The organism is Anthropogastromicrobium aceti (assembly GCF_020687335.1).
GTDB classification, from domain to species: Bacteria; Bacillota; Clostridia; order Lachnospirales; family Lachnospiraceae; genus Anthropogastromicrobium; species Anthropogastromicrobium aceti.
Genome location: NZ_JAJEQN010000027.1, coordinates 36,994 through 54,192, shown reverse-complemented (window position 1 = coordinate 54,192; position 17,199 = coordinate 36,994). Strand labels below are relative to the sequence as shown.

At 42.3% G+C, this 17,199-nt stretch carries 13 protein-coding genes; 12 read left to right on the top strand and 1 reads right to left on the bottom strand.

Annotated elements, in window-relative coordinates:
- Positions 1–107: 107 nt before the first annotated feature.
- Together LKD48_RS10885 and LKD48_RS10880 are read left to right on the top strand one after the other, a co-directional pair.
- Positions 108–1,154, top strand: coding sequence for a hypothetical protein (locus LKD48_RS10885; RefSeq protein WP_308732039.1), 1,047 nt, complete (start codon positions 108–110; stop codon positions 1,152–1,154).
- Complete coding sequence (locus tag LKD48_RS10880) at positions 1,133–1,900, top strand: ATP-binding cassette domain-containing protein (protein WP_308732038.1); 768 nt, start codon at positions 1,133–1,135, stop codon at positions 1,898–1,900. The genes LKD48_RS10885 and LKD48_RS10880 overlap by 22 nt, the downstream gene beginning before the upstream one ends.
- Before the next feature lie 58 nt (positions 1,901–1,958).
- On the opposite strand, the gene LKD48_RS10875 is transcribed toward LKD48_RS10880, so the two are convergent.
- Complete coding sequence (locus LKD48_RS10875) at positions 1,959–2,819, bottom strand: helix-turn-helix transcriptional regulator (protein WP_308732037.1); 861 nt, start codon at positions 2,817–2,819, stop codon at positions 1,959–1,961.
- Positions 2,820–3,068: 249 nt separating this feature from the next.
- Here LKD48_RS10875 and LKD48_RS10870 point away from each other — a divergent pair, with 249 nt between their 5' ends.
- The 10 genes from LKD48_RS10870 to araA all read left to right on the top strand — a co-directional run bounded on the left by LKD48_RS10870 (position 3,069) and on the right by araA (position 16,942).
- Positions 3,069–4,868: a beta-L-arabinofuranosidase domain-containing protein gene (locus LKD48_RS10870; protein WP_308732036.1), complete on the top strand. Its 1,800-nt coding sequence runs from the start codon at positions 3,069–3,071 to the stop codon at positions 4,866–4,868.
- A 355-nt stretch (positions 4,869–5,223) separates the two neighbouring features.
- Positions 5,224–6,813 carry an extracellular solute-binding protein gene (locus LKD48_RS10865; RefSeq protein WP_308732035.1) on the top strand — a complete coding sequence of 530 codons (1,590 nt, stop codon included), beginning with the start codon at positions 5,224–5,226 and terminating at the stop codon, positions 6,811–6,813.
- 123 nt (positions 6,814–6,936) lie between these two features.
- Complete coding sequence (locus LKD48_RS10860; RefSeq protein WP_262537039.1) at positions 6,937–7,875, top strand: ABC transporter permease; 939 nt, start codon at positions 6,937–6,939, stop codon at positions 7,873–7,875.
- Positions 7,876–7,887: 12 nt separating this feature from the next.
- Positions 7,888–8,796: a carbohydrate ABC transporter permease gene (locus LKD48_RS10855; protein WP_262537040.1), complete on the top strand. Its 909-nt coding sequence runs from the start codon at positions 7,888–7,890 to the stop codon at positions 8,794–8,796.
- A 158-nt stretch (positions 8,797–8,954) separates the two neighbouring features.
- Positions 8,955–10,724 carry an ABC transporter ATP-binding protein gene (locus tag LKD48_RS10850; RefSeq protein ID WP_308732034.1) on the top strand — a complete coding sequence of 590 codons (1,770 nt, stop codon included), beginning with the start codon at positions 8,955–8,957 and terminating at the stop codon, positions 10,722–10,724.
- Positions 10,721–12,496, top strand: a complete 1,776-nt coding sequence (locus tag LKD48_RS10845) for an ABC transporter ATP-binding protein (protein ID WP_308732033.1) — start codon at positions 10,721–10,723, stop codon at positions 12,494–12,496. Before LKD48_RS10850 ends, LKD48_RS10845 begins: the two co-directional genes overlap by 4 nt.
- Positions 12,497–12,592: 96 nt before the next feature.
- Positions 12,593–12,778 carry a hypothetical protein gene (locus LKD48_RS10840; protein WP_308732032.1) on the top strand — a complete coding sequence of 62 codons (186 nt, stop codon included), beginning with the start codon at positions 12,593–12,595 and terminating at the stop codon, positions 12,776–12,778.
- A 102-nt stretch (positions 12,779–12,880) separates the two neighbouring features.
- Complete coding sequence (locus LKD48_RS10835; protein WP_227101295.1) at positions 12,881–14,386, top strand: alpha-N-arabinofuranosidase; 1,506 nt, start codon at positions 12,881–12,883, stop codon at positions 14,384–14,386.
- Between the two features lie 20 nt (positions 14,387–14,406).
- A complete protein-coding gene (locus LKD48_RS10830) occupies positions 14,407–15,390 on the top strand; it encodes a family 43 glycosylhydrolase (protein WP_308732031.1) in 984 nt (327 codons plus the stop codon).
- A gap of 52 nt (positions 15,391–15,442) precedes the next feature.
- Positions 15,443–16,942 (top strand): L-arabinose isomerase, encoded by a 1,500-nt coding sequence (gene araA / locus LKD48_RS10825; protein ID WP_066563457.1) that lies wholly within the window; start codon positions 15,443–15,445, stop codon positions 16,940–16,942.
- The last annotated feature ends 257 nt before the right edge of the window (positions 16,943–17,199 follow it).

Sequence of the window (17,199 nt, the reverse complement as noted above, 5' to 3'; positions counted from 1 at the left end):
CAAAGTCCTTGCGATGTACGCAGACACTAGAACTCCGTCAATGGAACCCCAGTGGCTTGCCGCTGGGTTAAGTCAGTACTACAAATTTAAAGAGGGGACAAGTTGGCATGAAAAAATATAAATTAACAGATAATATTAGCTTTTTGGCATCTGTGATGCGTCAGGCATCCAAAGCTTCCTTTGTGTTTGTGCTGTTGCGCATTCCGCTCGAGGTCATCATTCCGTATATTGGAATTTGGTTTCCGAATTTGATCGTGCGGGCAATTGAGGAAAGTGTAAATAGGACACATTTGTTTACACAGGCAGCTATTCTCGGAGGACTGTTAGTCGTGTTGTCGTTAGTGAATCAGTATGGCAAAGGAATCGTGAGTGCGGAGTCGGCGTATGTGCGCATGAAGCTGACGGATATGCTGAATGACCATCTGATGGATTGCAGCTATGACATGCTTGGTGACAAAAAGGTAATGCAAAGCCTGAGCCAGGCATCGCAGCGTATCTGGTCTAACACAGGATTTTTGGTTAACGCAGGTGAGAATACGGTTGCTTTCTTTTCCGCAGTGGCAGGTGTGGTCGTGTATCTTGCGGTGTTGTCAAAGCTTCCATTTTGGGTAATCCTTCTTTTGATCGCGGCGACGGTCGTGAGCTTTCTGACATCAGGCTTTGGCGAAAAGATACGACAGAAGCGCAACGATTATTTTGGTGAGAACGTAAGTCGTTTGCTAGGGTTATCAAGTGAGATGTCGGATGCCGCAAAGGGCAAGGATGTATGCCTCTATCAGATGCATCCGTGGGTTAATCACTATTACAATATTTATAACAAAAAACTGAATCGTGAGTATGGTCATATCGCAAAGTGGAATTTTATTTCAGACTCGATTGGAACTGTGCTGTCATTTGCAGCCGATGCTGTTGTGTATCTGTGCCTTACTGCATTTGCCATGCAAGGGAAAATCACTATCGCGGAGTGTGTGCTGTATATTGGTGCAGCGACTGGATTCACCGCGTGGGTGCGTCAGGTGACAGGACTTTTGCAGCGCGTCTGGAAGGTGAACGGTGATCTTTCATGTGTTCGAACCTTCCTTGATACGGACAGTCGTGAAGAGGAACAGGGACAGTCGATACCATCTGGTGGATGGGTGCAGCGGATGTCTTAAAGAAGGGTGATCCGTGTGAGGTCGAGTTTGATCGTATCAGCTATCGCTATCCAAATAATGAAAAAGATACCTTAAAAGAATTGTCCTTCAAGATAAAAGCGGGAGAGAAGATTGGGCTAGTTGGTATGAACGGCGCAGGAAAGAGTACACTGATTAAACTTTTGTGTGGATTAATTCGCCCAACTAGCGGTTATATTCGGATTAATGGTGTCGATATCACATCAATGGAGCGAACGGAATGCTATAAACTATTCTCCACTGTTTTTCAGGATCTGCATATCTTTCCAGTTTCGATAAAGGACAATATTGTCTGGGATGGACAGGTCGATGAAGCTTGCTTTGCCCAGTGCTTGGAGCAGGCTGATCTGGATGAGTGGGTGTCTTCCCTTAAGGAAAAGGAGAACACAAAGCTGGTACAGGAGCTAGAAGAGGGCGCTGTGAATCTGTCAGGTGGTCAGTCACAGAAGTTGTTATTGGCGCGAGCATTATATAAGAATGCACCGATTCTTCTTTTGGATGAGCCGACTGTGGCAGAGTCAGAGGTTTTTAAGAAATGCCGAAAGATCACCGGATCAACCAGTGCGGTCTATATCTCACATCGCCTTTCTGCCTGTCGCTTTAGTGACCGCATTCTCGTGTTCGATGATGGACATATTATCCAGGAAGGTCATCATGACGAGTTGGTACAGCAAAAAGGTACGGTGTACGATCAGCTTTGGCAGGCACAGGCGCAGTATTATACATAATCAACAAAAGGTCAGCGTTAAAGAAAATGTTTGTAAAGCAACTAGTATCATATATTTATCAAACATGGTACAACAACCGCTTCGCATAGGATTCCCGGTATGCGGACGGTGACAATCCGGTACATTTCTTATAGGTGCGGGCAAAATTATGGGCATCGGTGTAACCAAGCTTTACGGCAATCTCACCGATGCTCAAATTGGTATCGGTCAAAAGATAATTTGCCTCATCCATCTTTGATTTTAAGATAAATTGCTTTAACGGCACACCAGAAAGCTTACGGAAAAGGTGTGATAAATATTTCTCATTGTAGCCAAAATGGAGCGCAATATCTGAAACACGTAGGTTGTTGGCGCGGTTTAGTTTTATGTAGTCAAGCATATCGGAGTAGATTTGCTTCTGCGCAAGCTTATTTGTATCTGTTTCTTCTTTTGTCAGCTGAGAATATAGCTCACATACAAGTGATGTTGTCTCATAATTCAAGGCAAGATGACAGTGACCATCACGTACATTGCTTTGCAGCTGTTTCATCAAGGCAATCAACTTTGCAGGATTTGGAGCAGTTCCCTGAACAGGAATGCAAATTGAATTTGTGTCAGTGCCTAAGCTGTCAGTTGTGTTTGTGTCATTTGATTTTTCAACCATTTTAATTATTTCGTCTGATGACAGCAACGTATGTGGCACACAGGATGAAAAATGAATCCAATAAAATGAACAATTAGAAGCCTTTAGACCTTTGCGCCTGTTATCTGGTGCAGCAAGTGGTGGGAGAAGCAGATATTCGCCTGGATGAACCGTAAATGGGATATGGTTGTATTCCAAATATAAGACGTCATCAGTCATTAAAATCAGTTCAAAATCAGTCAGATCAAAATCTTCATGCATCCAGATATCAGATGGAGCTTCAAATTTACCGCTCATATGATAGTCTAGGGGGGGCATTTAAAGGGATCTGTATCAATGAATTTTTCATGGTCGTTCCGTTTCCTTTCTGCAATAATAAACACACATAACTTGAGTATATCACAATAAAATTTAAAAGAAAAGGATAACCTTTTGACACACTTTCTATCTTTTCGATATTCCATTTTTTTACTGTCAATATTATACTATTGAAAAAAGAAAAACGCTGAATAATTAGATATTAATACAAGAAAAGGAGAGAGAAACGTGAGTAAACTTCAAAATTTTTACTATCAAAATGTCGCCTTAAAGGAAGGTCATTGGAAGAAACAGAGAGATGAGCTGATTGAGACTTATCTAAAAATCGAGGATGATGACCTGCTTCACCCATTTCGCAAGCTGGCAAATCTTCCAAATAAAGGACATGGTCTTGTTGGTTGGTATGGAAGCGGAGCATCTACATTTGGACAGAAGTTAGGAGCGTTTGCCAAGCTGTATCTAGTGACAGGAGATATCCGTTTAAAGGAAAAGGCGATTCGACTGGCAGACGGCTGGGGTGAATGTCTGGCAGCATCTGACAGTGTTGCTGATTGCAATGGTACATATAATTACGATAAATTGATGGGCGGCTTTCTTGATCTGTATGAGTATCTTGGCTATGAACCGGCGAAAGAATATGTGCGTGCGCTGACGAAGAGCGCAGATGCAAGACTTGACAAGGAAGTTTGCCGTGATGGTTTGCAGATCATGAGCGGCGATATGATTGAGTGGTATACGCTTCCAGAACAGATTTACCGCGCATATCAACTTACAGGCGAACAGCTCTATCTTGATTTTGCAAAGGTGTGGGATTACGACTATTTTTGGGATAAGCTTCTTGCTGGAGATTTTAAGATAGGTCCAAGACACGCCTACAGTCATGTCAACAGTCTTTCAAGTGCAGCGATGGCTTACGAGACGACAAAGAACGAGGAGTATCTGCGTGCAATCGAGATTGCCTATAAAGAGATTTTGGATCACCACACCTTCGCAACTGGCGGTTATGGTCCGGCAGAGTGTCTGTTTGCTGATGAGGAAGGGTATCTGGGTGATTCCATCAAGGCTAGCTGGGATGCAGATAAGCGTCATATTCACTATCGTGACTTTGGCAATTCAATTCGCCAGAGAGATGATCGATGGGGCAGCTGTGAGGTGTCCTGCTGCAGTTGGGCGGTATTTAAGCTGACACGTTATCTGATGGAGCTGACAGGTGAGGCACGCTATGGCGGCTGGGCAGAGAAGCTTCTATATAATGGATGCGGTGGTCAGCCTTCGATCACACAGGATGGAAAGGTCATGTATTATGCTGACTATTTCATCAACGGTGGTTTGAAGTCAACAGAAGATGGACGTCTTCAGGATAATGGCGCTTCTTTTGAGTGGCAGTGCTGTACTGGAACATTTCCTCAGGATGTGGCTGAGTATGCAAATCTTTTATATTATTATTCAGAAAAGGGACTGTTTGTCAGCCAGTATCTGCCGTCAGATGTAACTTTCTCTATTGGAGATAAGCAGGTACGCCTAGAAAATACAAGTTTTTATCCAAAGGAAAAAGAGCTTCGATTTGTTGTTCACGCAGAGACACCGGTTACAACAGCACTTCATTTTCGTGTGCCGTCTTGGGCAACCGGAAGCAATACTGTCTGCATAAACAAAGAAAAAGTGAATACCAGTATCCTTCCTGACACTTGGCTGACATTAGAGCGCGAGTGGAAAGAGGGCGACGAGATTACAATTTCATTTGAGTTTGTGCTTCGCTTTGAATCTGTGGACTCATATGCGCCAGAGGTAGCAGCACTTGTGTATGGACCGATTGTTCTTGCCTGCAACAAGATGACTCTTTTTGACGGGGATCGTGAGAACCCAGAGGAGTGGATCGAGCCAATTCAAAAGGATGGTTATTCGTTTGCATTTCGAACAAAGCCAGGTCATGTAAAGCCGTATGAGCATTTGACAAGAGAATTTTATCCATATTACGAGATTCCACAGATGCAGTGGTATTACATGTACAGTCGATTTACAAAATAATAGTAACGATTGAAGATAATTTCATATCGGGCTGGTTGTGCAAAAAGCATAGCTAGTCCGATATTTTTTTCTGCAAAAAGAAAATTTATGCACAGTTCAATCAGCAAAAAGAGAAAAGTAACACCGAAAACTATAAAAAAATCATGATTAACAAATAAAAAAAGTGTGAAAATGACACCAAATCTAGGAAAGTGATATTTACTTTTGGGTGGCAAATCGTTTACAATATAGCCAACACAAAGAGCTGAGCAACTCGAAAATATGTATATTATATACATATGCTGTTTGGCAAAAAAAACTTGTAAAAAGATACTTTTACCAAGAAAGTGATCAAAAAGAAAGGTGGGAATTGTTTATGAAAACAAGAAAACTGATGGCAATGGCAATGGCAGGAGCAATGGCACTGCCGACATGTACTGCATTTGCAGATTCCGCAGAGGAGCCAGTTAAGCTGACTGGTCTGTTTATCTCACATTCGCTTACCAAGAGTTTAAACGATATGCAGTGGCTGCAGGAGATTGAGGAGAAGGCAGGTGTTGAGGTCGAGTGGGAGCAGATCTACACCGATTGGGATCAGACAAAGTCTACCAGATTTGCATCTGGAGATATTCCGGATATCCTGATCAATGCAACAGATGATTCAGATTATGCAACTTATGAGGGTCTGTTCATGGAACTGACTGATTTGATTGATCAGTATGCACCAAACGTACAGGCAATGTTCGAGGAAGAGCCTGATACACTTGCACTTGCAAAGACCTATGAGGGTGAGATTTATGCACTGCCTAAGTTCCAGGGCAAGTGGCCGGATTGTAATGGTGTTATGTTCATTAACAAGACTTGGCTGGACAACTTAGGACTTGAGGTTCCGACTACTCTCGGCGAGTTAAAGGACGTTTTAGTTGCATTCCGTGACAACGATGCAAACGGCAACGGTGATGCTTCTGATGAGATTCCGATGGACTTCAACGACTGGTTCGGCGCCGCTTACTCTCTTACAAACTTGATCGGTTCCTATGGCATTCAGTTAACCAACTGGGGTACTGATGGTTACTTTGTAGAAGATGGACAGGTTAAAAACTACGCAGTAGATGAGAGATATAAGGCATTAATTTCTTATCTGGCTGATCTGTATTCCGAAGGTCTGATCAATGAGAATGCAATCACAAATGACTACTCCATGTTCCAGTCTCTGTCAAGAGGTGATGAGAATGGTGATGCACTTGTTGGTGTTGTATTAGGATGGGAAGAAACTGATAAGTTTGGACCGACCTTACATGATCAGTATGTTCCATGCGGACCGTTCGCAGACGATGTGGATGATCTTGGAACAGACGAACCACGTTGGACTTATGATTACTCTGGTCTGAATATGAGCTCTAATCGTATCTGTATGAGTGCAAACTGCGCAAATCCAGAAGCAGCAATGAAGTTCATGAACGAGTTTTATGATTCAGAAGTTTCTGTAGAGGTTCTGTTTGGTGGTATCAGTGATGGTTGTCTTGAGAAGACTGGCGACAATTCCTATAAGGTTCTTGATCCGCTTGATCCAGATACCGACTCAGGTACATGGAAGTGGACCAGCAGCATGGCTGATAATGGCCCGATGTACATCAGAAGATCAACTACCATCGATATGGCACAGGATATGACTTATGCACTGGAAGAAAGAGAGCAGTATAAGGAAGCTATTGCAAGAATCGACATGGATAAGGAATACTATCCGCAGATGCTGATGAAGTACACATCTGAAGATCAGAACAACATGGCAGTTACACAGGCAAATGTTAGCAACGTTACTGAAGCTTACTGGGGTCTGTGGCTGACTGGTGAGTCTAATATTGAAGATGATTGGGATTCTTATGTAGAGGAAGTAAATGCAGCAGGTCTGCAGGATATCCTTGCTATTCGTCAGGCATCTTATGATTCTTGGAAGGCTCAATAATTGAAGGCTTGATTGAAAAAATAAGCAATAAAATCAGATGGTAAAAAGGGCGGGGGCGGAGCAATCCGCACCGCCTCTTTTAAAAAAACAAATTGGTTCAGAACAATGGAAGGGAGGAACATCATGGCAAGGAAAAAAGTGGCAACCGGAAAGAAAAAAAGTATTGGCTGGTATTTAGCCCATGATTGGCAGCTGTGGGTCATGCTGCTTCCGGCAATTATTTATATATTTATTTTCTGCTATGTTCCTATGTACGGTGTACAGCTGGCATTTCGTGAGTACGATTTCAAGTCTGGTATTTACGGTGGAAAGTGGGTTGGATTTAAATATTTTAAACAGTTTTTTGATAGTGCAATGTTCGGAACAACACTGCGCAACACATTTGTAACGGCAGCACTCAGTATTGTTTTAGGATTTCCAGCTCCGATTGTGCTTGCAATGATTATAAACCAAATTCGTCAGCAGAAATGGAAGAGAATTGTTCAGACAACGGTTTATATTCCATACTTTATTTCAACGGTTGTTATGGTTTCTATCTTAAATATTATGTTAGCAAGCAAGGGTGGCGTAATCAGTGAAGCAATGAAGGCAATTCACCTGATTCCCAAAAAAGCTAATTTGTTCAGTAATGATTACTTTGTATGGGTATATGTATTCTCCGGTGTCTGGCAGAGCATGGGATGGAACAGTATCATTTACATAGCAGCTCTTTCTTCTGTTGATACACAGCTGTATGATGCATGTAAGATAGATGGAGCAAACCGTTGGCAGATAATCGTACACATCGACTTCCCGGCACTTATTCCAACAATTGTTATTTTGCTTATCATGAACATGGGTGGTATTTTAAATGTCGGCTTTGATAAGATTTATCTGATGCAGAACACACTAAATAAAAAGACCTCAGAGGTTATTTCAACATATGTATATACGGTTGGTATTAAATCATCTCAGTTCTCGTTTGGTTCAGCAGTAGGATTGTTCACAAATGTAATCAACTTTGCATTCTTAATGTTGACAAACTGGCTGGGTAAGAAACTGACCGGTACAGGTCTGATGTAAGGAGGTGTGAGTATGGCAGCAAAAAAAGGAAAAGAGATTCGTGAGCGTCATGCTTCGGACCGAATTTTCAATGCAGCAGTAATTATTTTAAGTATTACGACATTTATTGTAATTGCCTATCCACTTTGGTTTATCGTGATTGCGTCAATCAGTAATTCAAACATGGTTAATCAGGGAAAGGTTATTTTGTGGCCAGTAGATATTCGTTTTTACGGTTATCAGCAGATTTGGGAAGATTCCCGTATCTGGACTGGCTATCTGAATACATTGATTTATGTAATAGTCGGAACCGTTCTGAATCTGGTGGTAACACTTCCAGCAGCGTATGCGCTGTCCAGACCGGACTTTAAGGCTCGTAATGCGGTCATGATGTATTTCGTTTTTACGATGTATTTCTCTGGTGGTCTTGTTCCGTTGTACATGACGATCAAGAGCATTGGTTTTATTGGAAACAGATGGATTATGATTCTGATGGTACTTGTCAATACCTATAACTTGATTATTGCAAGAACCTTTATTCAGAATACAATACCAAACGATTTGTATGAGGCAGCACAGCTAGATGGCTGCAGTCACTTTACATTCTTAGGAAAGGTTGTCCTTCCACTTTCTAAGGCAATTATTTCAGTAGAAGTTCTTTACTATGCAGTTTATCATTGGAATGATTATTTTACTGCATTGATGTATACCAATAATGTTGCAAAGATTCAGCCATTACAGACAGTTCTGCGTCAAATTCTTCTTCTGAATGAGTCATATGCAAATGGAAACGGTGGTGTACAGGGTGGTTATGGTCAGTCTTCAGCTGATCAGGTTAAATACGCGGTTATCATAGTATCCACAGTCCCGATCTTATGTGTATATCCGTTCGTACAGAAGTATTTTGAAAAGGGTGTCATGATCGGAGCCGTTAAGGGTTAATGGGCCAAGAAGGCAAAAAAGGCGAGAAGAAAATAGAATAGATGAACATGAAAATATGGTATTTGAAAACAAGAGAAAATGAAATCAAATACCATATTTTTTATAAAGAAAAACGACTACAAATTAAAAAAAGTAGTCGTATGAAAGGGCGTGAGCGAATGAAAAATTGTATTTGGCTTTTACAAAAGAGCGCAAAGGCGTGTCCGCAGCGATTGCCGGCCATGCTGCTAGTGACGCTGTTAGATGCCGTGAATGCTGTGAACATCATTTTGTTTTATAAATATGCGGTGCAGGCGCTGTATCAGGAGGAAGTATTAAAGCAAATGGCGATTGTGGTAGGCATCTATCTGGCAGTACATGTCATTCATAGCGTAGTAAACAACTATCTGACGCAGGTAAAATACCCAGTTTGGAATGAGACGATTAAGCAATCACTATCAAAGGAAATTTATGAGCAGTATCAGTCATTGTCGGCGGATACGGTGCAAGATCCGAAGTTCTACGATGCATATAAAAAGGCACTCGATGAATCAGATATGAGAACGGAAGCTGTGTTAAACACCATTCAGGCAGTGTTTGGAAATTTATTTTCCATATTTGGAATCATTGCGGTTATCGCATCAATGAACTGGATTTTAGTGCTGCTTGCCATCATTCCAGTCTGCACATCTGCACTGGTAAATTTGAAGATCGTGAAAATGAGATATCAGTACAACATGTCCTGTGTGAAGCCAAACCGTATGGTAGAGTACATCACAAGATTATTTTATCAACCAGAATATCGTGAGGAGATTCGCCTTCATGATAATGCACTTTTGCAGAAGCGTTACCATGATGCCGTGGACGAGGTGAGTAGCCAAACAAAAGCGCAGATGCCAAAAATTGTTTTGATATCGGCATCGGGTGCAAATTTGTTTTCTTTAATTAATTATGGAATTCCGATGCTTGTGTTAGGTTGGCAGGTTTTTCAGGGAATTACAACAATAGGTGAGTTTTCAACGGGCGTGATCGGTGTGTCAAACTTGAGCAGTAGTTTATTTGGCATCTGGTGTATCATTCCAGGAATTCGGGAACAGTCTCTTTATATCGAAAATCTTCGAACATTTTTATCCGTACAAAAAGAAACTACAGGCGAGCATACACTTGCATTTGGCATGCATGAAATTACGTTGCAGGATGTTCATTTTCACTACAGCGCAAACACTGTGCGAGAAGTAACCGATGGAATCAGCCTGCATATCAAAAAAGGCGAGAAGATTGCATTCGTGGGTGAAAACGGAGCTGGAAAGACGACATTAGTTAAGTTGATTGAAGGTCTGTATCATCCGACAGAGGGTGAAATATTGATTGATGGTACGCCAATTGAGCAGCTAGATAAACAGTCGCTACGATGTAACATTGCTACTGTCATGCAAAAACCAGTCCACTATTCATTCACAATTGCAGAAAATATCTTAATGAGAGAAATCCAAAGTGATGCAGATCGAGAGCAGGTTCAGCAGGTGCTCGAAGAGAGTGGACTATGGGATCGAGTGTCAAAGTTTCCAAAAGGAATGGACAGTGTGCTAGGAAAGGAATTTGACGAGGATGGAATTGAGCTTTCGGGAGGAGAAAGCCAAAAGCTAGCCATTGCACGAGCATTGTATGAAAATGCAGGTGTGTTAATTCTTGATGAACCTGCAAATAGCTTAGATCCGATAGCAGAAGCCGAGATGTATGAGCGCATGTTTGCAGCAGGAAAAGACCGCACACTTATTTTAATCTCGCATCGCCTTTATTCTACGAGAAAAGCGGATCGCATCTGCTACATCGAAAACGGAAAAATTGCAGAAGAAGGCACGCACGAAGAACTTATGAAAGCAAACGGAAAGTATGCGGCAATGTATCATCTGCAGGTCAGCTTATATGCAAAGGGGGCGGCACAATGAAAAAGACGATGAAGATGAATTTATGGTTTTTGAAAAAGCTTTATCAGTATGACAAAAAACGCTTTGGCAGTATGGCGGCGCTGATTCTTATTCGTGCAATCAAAACACTGCTTAGTGTAATCACAATTAAGGTGGCGTTGGACTGCATCGTGACGTATCATTCCTTCTGGTATCTGGCGGGTTTTGTTGCAGCGGAGCGTATTGTGTCCAGTTTACTTGCGTTAATTGAATGTAAAATTGATTGGCTTGACAAAGAAATTCAAAATAATACCATCAAAAAGCAGCTTGGCGCAGAAATGTTTCGTCAGGCAGAAGCACTATCGCTTGAACGGCTTGACCATACAGAGATGTATGACCAGTACAAGATTGTGCTGGAGGAAATCGGAAGCAGAAGTGGAAGTTTTCTTCAGAGCACCGAAAATTTATTAACTGGAATCTGCAATATCGCCGTCACAATGATCTTTGTTCTTACTATTGACATTCGTTTTATTTTGATTGCAGCGCTGTCAGCAGTCATTGGTGCAGTTGCAGGAAATAAAATCGCACAGAAGGAAGTACAAAAGCGTGAAGAACTGATTCGTCATGAGCGAAAGCGTGATTATATTAAGCGCATCTTCTATGTTCCGGAATATAATGAGATGACTCGTCTGACCAATGCCAATTCATTTTTACTCCAGAAATATGATGAGAGTGTCAGTGATATCAAGCAGGTGCTTCGCAGTCACCAGCCTACCATCGCGCACTGGAACGATTTGAATATTCTGCAAATTTTTACGCTGAATTTTGGACTCAGCGCACTTCTTATGGCACGAGACATCGCAGCGGGTACAGTCAGTGCATCGGCTTTTACAAGTGTTATGTTTGCATGCTCGACGATGAGCGGTTCTGTGGGCTGGGTCAGCAATGAGTTGAGTGAGATGAAAAAACATGCACTTTACATCGAAAAATTACAGGATTTTTTAAACAAGACACAAGAAGCAAAAGGAACTGTGTCTGTTGCACCAGGTATGCATGAAATCACATTGCAGGATGTCCATTTCCATTACAGTGCAAACGTTGCACGCGAGGTAACCGATGGAATCAGCCTGCATATTAAAAGTGGCGAGAAGATTGCATTAGTGGGTGAAAACGGAGCTGGAAAGACGACATTAATCAAGCTGATCGAGGGCTTATATCGCCAGACAGCCGGAAGCATTTTAATTGACAAAATGCCAATTGAAACATTTGACGGAAAATCACTTCGGGGCAGCATCGCCACCGTCATGCAAAAGCCAGTACATTATTCCTTCACAATCGCAGAAAATATCCTGTTAAGAGAAGTACAAAATGATACCGACCGCAGACGTGTTCAAAAGGTGCTTGAGGAGAGCGGTCTTTGGGAGCGAGTGAGTCATCTTCCAAAGGGAATGGATAGTGTACTCGGAAAAGAGTTTGATGAGGAAGGAATCGAGCTTTCCGGCGGCGAGAGCCAGAAGCTTGCGATTGCGCGTGCCTTATACGAGGATGCGGGTGTACTAATTCTTGATGAACCTGCAAACAGTTTAGATCCGATAGCAGAAGCCGAGATGTATGAGCGCATGTTTGCAGCAGGAAAAGACCGCACACTTATTTTAATATCGCATCGCCTTTATTCCACGAGAAAAGCAGATCGCATTTGCTACATCGAAAACGGAAAAATCGCAGAAGAAGGCACGCACGAAGAACTTATGAAGGCAAACGGAAAGTATGCGGCAATGTATCATTTGCAGGCAGGACTGTATGCACAGGAATAATTTGCATTCCAAGTAAAGAGCAGTCTTCATAGATTTGAAAAAATGAAGTATAATAGTAAATGAAATCTCCACGCCCATGCGGTGCATAGCTCCTTCATGATAAAAGTCAATTACCGGACTCATGGAACCGCCAGATTACTAAAATGTCTGTCAAAAGAACCTATTTCCGATACACGACTAAAACAGCTAGATAGGATAACAGACAGCCGTTTGCTTGGTACAGTGGCGCGTATGCGCATTGAAAAGATGGCAGGATATCAGGAAGTGTTGACACTAATATAGGTTACGGTGAAAAACTTGTATTTCTTTAAGAAACAACTTGTCAATACGAGGGTACAAGTTGTAAAATTGAGATAACAAATAGAAATACAAGGGAGGCTTGTTATGGCAAAATTACATATCCGTCCAGACGTTGTTAAGGGACATATCAATCCTGAAATTCAGGGACATTTTTCTGAGCATCTTGGACGCTGCATTTATGAGGGTCTTTACGTAGGAGAAAATTCTCCGATTCCAAACACAAACGGAATGAGAAATGACGTAGTTGAAGCGCTTAAGGAGATTCATATTCCTGTACTTCGCTGGCCGGGCGGCTGCTTTGCAGACGAATATCATTGGAAGGATGGTATTGGACCAAAGGAAAATAGAAAGAAAATGATTAATACCCACTGGGGTGGTGTTGTTGAGGACAACAGCTTTGGTACACACGAGTTTATGGAACTGTGCCGCCAGCTTGGATGCAAGACTTACATCAACGGAAATGTAGGAAGCGGTACTGTTCAGGAAATGTCTGAATGGGTTGAATATATGACATTTGATGGTGTATCACCAATGGCAGACCTTCGTGCAAAGAACGGTCATGAAAAGCCATGGAAGGTTGACTATTTTGGTGTCGGCAACGAGAACTGGGGCTGCGGCGGAAATATGCTGCCAGAGCAGTATGGTATGATGTATCGCCGTTACCAGACATATGTGAGAAATTATAATAATGCAGCACCAGTTGCAAAGATTGCCTGCGGTTCCAATGTTGATGATTATGAGTGGACAGAGAAGGTATTAGAGACAACAAATCGCCGCATGCCAAAAGAAGCTCACGGTGCAATGGATGGTCTGTCTCTTCATTATTATACACATCCAGGCGGATGGGAGAATAAGGGAAGTGCAACAGACTTCACTGAGACCGAGTGGTATGAAACAATGAAGCGTACATATTACATGGAGGAGCTTGTGACACGTCACGGTGCAATCATGGATAAGTACGACCCAGAAAAGAAAGTCGGCATGATCGTTGATGAGTGGGGCTGCTGGTTTGATGTAGAGCCAGGCACAAACCCAGGCTTCTTATATCAGCAGAATACAATGCGTGATGCACTTGTTGCAGGAATTAACTTAAATATCTTCAATAAACATTGTGACCGCGTTAAGATGGCAAATATCGCACAGATGGTTAATGTACTTCAGTCTGTAATTCTCACAGATGGTGAGCGTATGATTAAGACACCAACCTGGTTTGTATTTTATCTGTATCAGGCTCATCAGGATGCTGAGCTTCTTGACAGTACACTTGAGACAGCAATGGTTGGACCAGAGGGTCATCAGGCACCTAACATGACAGAGTCTGTATCAATGGGCAAGGATGGAAAGATGCACATCACACTGACAAACGAGTCTGTAAGCGAGGATTACCCAATTGATGTAATCTTAGACAGTGGCAAGGCAGCAGCAGTTGAGGGTATGATCTTAACTGGTGAGATGCATGAACATAACACCTTTGATAATCCAGAGCAGGTAAAGTGCACATCATTCGATGATGTTAAGCTGGCAGATGATGGACTTAAGCTTACACTTCCAAAGTGCAGTGTTCTTCATCTTACTGTAACTGTAAAATAAGTCAAAGCGGGGTATCAGTAATGGATGAGAAAACAAACTGGCAGTCACTTGAAAAAAATGGACCTATCACCGAGTATAATGAACCTTTCATTGAGCAGCGTGCTGATCCATTTGTGTGCAAGGCTGCCGATGGCACCTATTATTTTACTGCATCCTACCCGGCTTATGACCGTATTCTACTTCGAAGTAGCAAGACTTTAAATGGTTTAAAGAATGCAAAGGAGCGTCAGATTTGGGTAAAGCATGAGCATGGTCTTATGAGCTGCCATATCTGGGCGCCAGAGCTTCATTTTGTCTATGGAAAATGGTATATCTATTTTGCAGCAGGTGAGGCAGAGGATGTGTGGAAGATTCGTCCATATGTACTTGAGTGCGATGGTGATCCGATGACAGGCGAGTGGAGCGAGCTTGGTTCTATGAAGGGCTGTGATGATGATCCATTTTCCTTTACAGATTTTTCACTGGATGCAACAATCTTTGAGCACAAGGGTGATTATTATTATGTTTGGGCACAGAAGGCATCTAACATTTCCAATCTTTATATTGCAAAAATGGCAGCACCAAATAAGTTAGCAACTGTAATGGAGATGATTACAACGCCAGATTATGATTGGGAGCGCATTTTGTTTTGGGTAAATGAAGGACCGGCAGTGTTAAAGCATGGTGGAAAGATCTGGCTTACATTTTCTGCCAGCGGAACAGGCTCCTGCTATTGTGTTGGTCTTTTAAGCGCTGATGAAAATGCAGATCTGCTTGATCCGGCTTCCTGGACAAAGGAGCGTATGCCAGTACTTAAAACAGATCAAAAGAAGGGTCTGTATGGACCAGGACATAACAGCTTTACAACTGATGAAGATGGCAATGATATCATGGTCTACCATGCAAGAACATATGATGGCATCAAGACAAAGGATCCGCTGTATGATCCAAATCGTCATGCTCATCTGTTAAAGGTGCAGTACGACGAAAATGGACGTCCAATCTTTGATTATCAGAAGCATTAATTAAAAATTAGTAAAAAGACAGAATACGTTACTAGAAAGGACTGGTTTTTAAATGAAAACAGGAAAAAATTATAAGTTTTGGTTTTGCACCGGATCTCAGGATCTGTATGGTGACGAGTGCTTACAGAAGGTAGCAGAGCATTCCAAGATTATTGTAGAGAAGTTAAATGAGTCTGGAAATCTTCCATTTGAGGTTGTCTGGAAGCCAACACTGATTACAAACGAGCTGATTCGTCGTACCTTTAACGAGGCAAATATCGATGATGAGTGCGCAGGTGTGATCGTTTGGATGCACACATTCTCTCCGGCAAAGTCTTGGATTCTTGGTCTTCAGGAGTACAGAAAGCCATTGCTTCATCTTCATACTCAGTTTAACATGGAAATTCCATATGACACAATCGATATGGATTTCATGAACGAGAACCAGTCCGCACATGGTGACAGAGAGTTTGGTCATATGGTAACACGTATGGGCATTGAGCGTAAGGTTGTAGTTGGTCACTGGTCTGACGAGAAGCTTCAAAAGAAGATCGGCAGCTGGATGCGCACAGCAATTGGTGTTGTAGAGAGCAGTCATATCCGCGTTATGCGTGTTGCTGATAACATGAGAAATGTTGCAGTAACAGAGGGTGATAAGGTAGAGGCTCAGTTAAAGTTTGGCTGGGAGATTGATGCTTATCCAGTAAACGAGATTGCAGAATCTGTAGCTGCTGTATCCGAATCAGACACAAATGCACTGGTGGATGAATATTATAGCAAGTACAATATTCTTCTGGAGGGAAGAGATCCGGCAGAATTTAGAAAGCATGTAGCAGTTCAGGCACAGATTGAGCTTGGTTTTGAGCGATTCCTTGAGGAAAAAAATTATCAGGCAATTGTAACTCACTTTGGTGATCTGGGTGCTTTAAAGCAGCTGCCAGGTCTTGCAATTCAAAGACTTATGGAAAAAGGATATGGCTTTGGTGCAGAGGGTGACTGGAAGGTTGCCGCAATGGTACGCCTGATGAAGATCATGACTTCTGGAATGAAGGATGCAAAGGGAACCTCCATGCTTGAGGATTACACCTACAACCTTGTTCCAGGCAAGGAAGGCATCTTAGAGGCTCATATGCTTGAGATCTGCCCATCTATCGCAGACGGTCCGATCAGCATCAAGTGCCAGCCGCTGTCCATGGGCGACAGAGAAGATCCGGCGCGTCTTGTATTTACTTCTAAGGAAGGAACAGGTATTGCAACTTCCTTAGTAGACTTAGGAGATCGCTTCCGCTTGTTAATCAACACAGTTGACTGCAAGAAGGTAGAAAAGCCGATGCCAAAGCTTCCAGTAGCAACAAACTTCTGGACACCACAGCCAGACCTTATTACAGGAGCAGAGGCATGGATCTTAGCAGGCGGTGCTCATCATACAGCATTCACCTACGACCTCACAGCAGAGCAGATGGGCGACTGGGCAGAAGCAATGGGAATCGAGCCTGTCTACATCGACAACGAGACAACCATTCGCAATCTGAAGAAGGATCTGATGCTGGGAAATCTTGTATATAGAAAGTAAATATGATTAAGGGTTCATGGGTCGTAACCTAGCCCTGTGAATAAGAAATAGTTTGCGGATAATCCAATATTCACGGCCAAGCTCGAAGGTGAATGGATTTCACGAGACGGACACTTGAAGCAGGTCTTTCAAAATAATGTATAATGAGAAAGAATATAACAGGAACCTGCGGAATTTGGTCCGTCGACGAAACCATTACACCGAAGGGCTTTAGAAATATAGTCCCGTGAACAGAAACAAATATAGAAAAACTTTCG

Coding starts and splice junctions, on each gene's coding strand:
- LKD48_RS10885 (WP_308732039.1), top strand. CDS start 108: ATGAAAAAATATAAATTAACAGATAATATTAGCTTTTTGGCATCTGTG.
- LKD48_RS10880 (WP_308732038.1), top strand. CDS start 1,133: ATGGGTGCAGCGGATGTCTTAAAGAAGGGTGATCCGTGTGAGGTCGAG.
- LKD48_RS10875 (WP_308732037.1), bottom strand. CDS start 2,819: ATGAGCGGTAAATTTGAAGCTCCATCTGATATCTGGATGCATGAAGAT.
- LKD48_RS10865 (WP_308732035.1), top strand. CDS start 5,224: ATGAAAACAAGAAAACTGATGGCAATGGCAATGGCAGGAGCAATGGCA.
- LKD48_RS10860 (WP_262537039.1), top strand. CDS start 6,937: ATGGCAAGGAAAAAAGTGGCAACCGGAAAGAAAAAAAGTATTGGCTGG.
- LKD48_RS10855 (WP_262537040.1), top strand. CDS start 7,888: ATGGCAGCAAAAAAAGGAAAAGAGATTCGTGAGCGTCATGCTTCGGAC.
- LKD48_RS10850 (WP_308732034.1), top strand. CDS start 8,955: ATGAAAAATTGTATTTGGCTTTTACAAAAGAGCGCAAAGGCGTGTCCG.
- LKD48_RS10845 (WP_308732033.1), top strand. CDS start 10,721: ATGAAAAAGACGATGAAGATGAATTTATGGTTTTTGAAAAAGCTTTAT.
- LKD48_RS10840 (WP_308732032.1), top strand. CDS start 12,593: ATGATAAAAGTCAATTACCGGACTCATGGAACCGCCAGATTACTAAAA.
- LKD48_RS10835 (WP_227101295.1), top strand. CDS start 12,881: ATGGCAAAATTACATATCCGTCCAGACGTTGTTAAGGGACATATCAAT.
- LKD48_RS10830 (WP_308732031.1), top strand. CDS start 14,407: ATGGATGAGAAAACAAACTGGCAGTCACTTGAAAAAAATGGACCTATC.
- araA (WP_066563457.1), top strand. CDS start 15,443: ATGAAAACAGGAAAAAATTATAAGTTTTGGTTTTGCACCGGATCTCAG.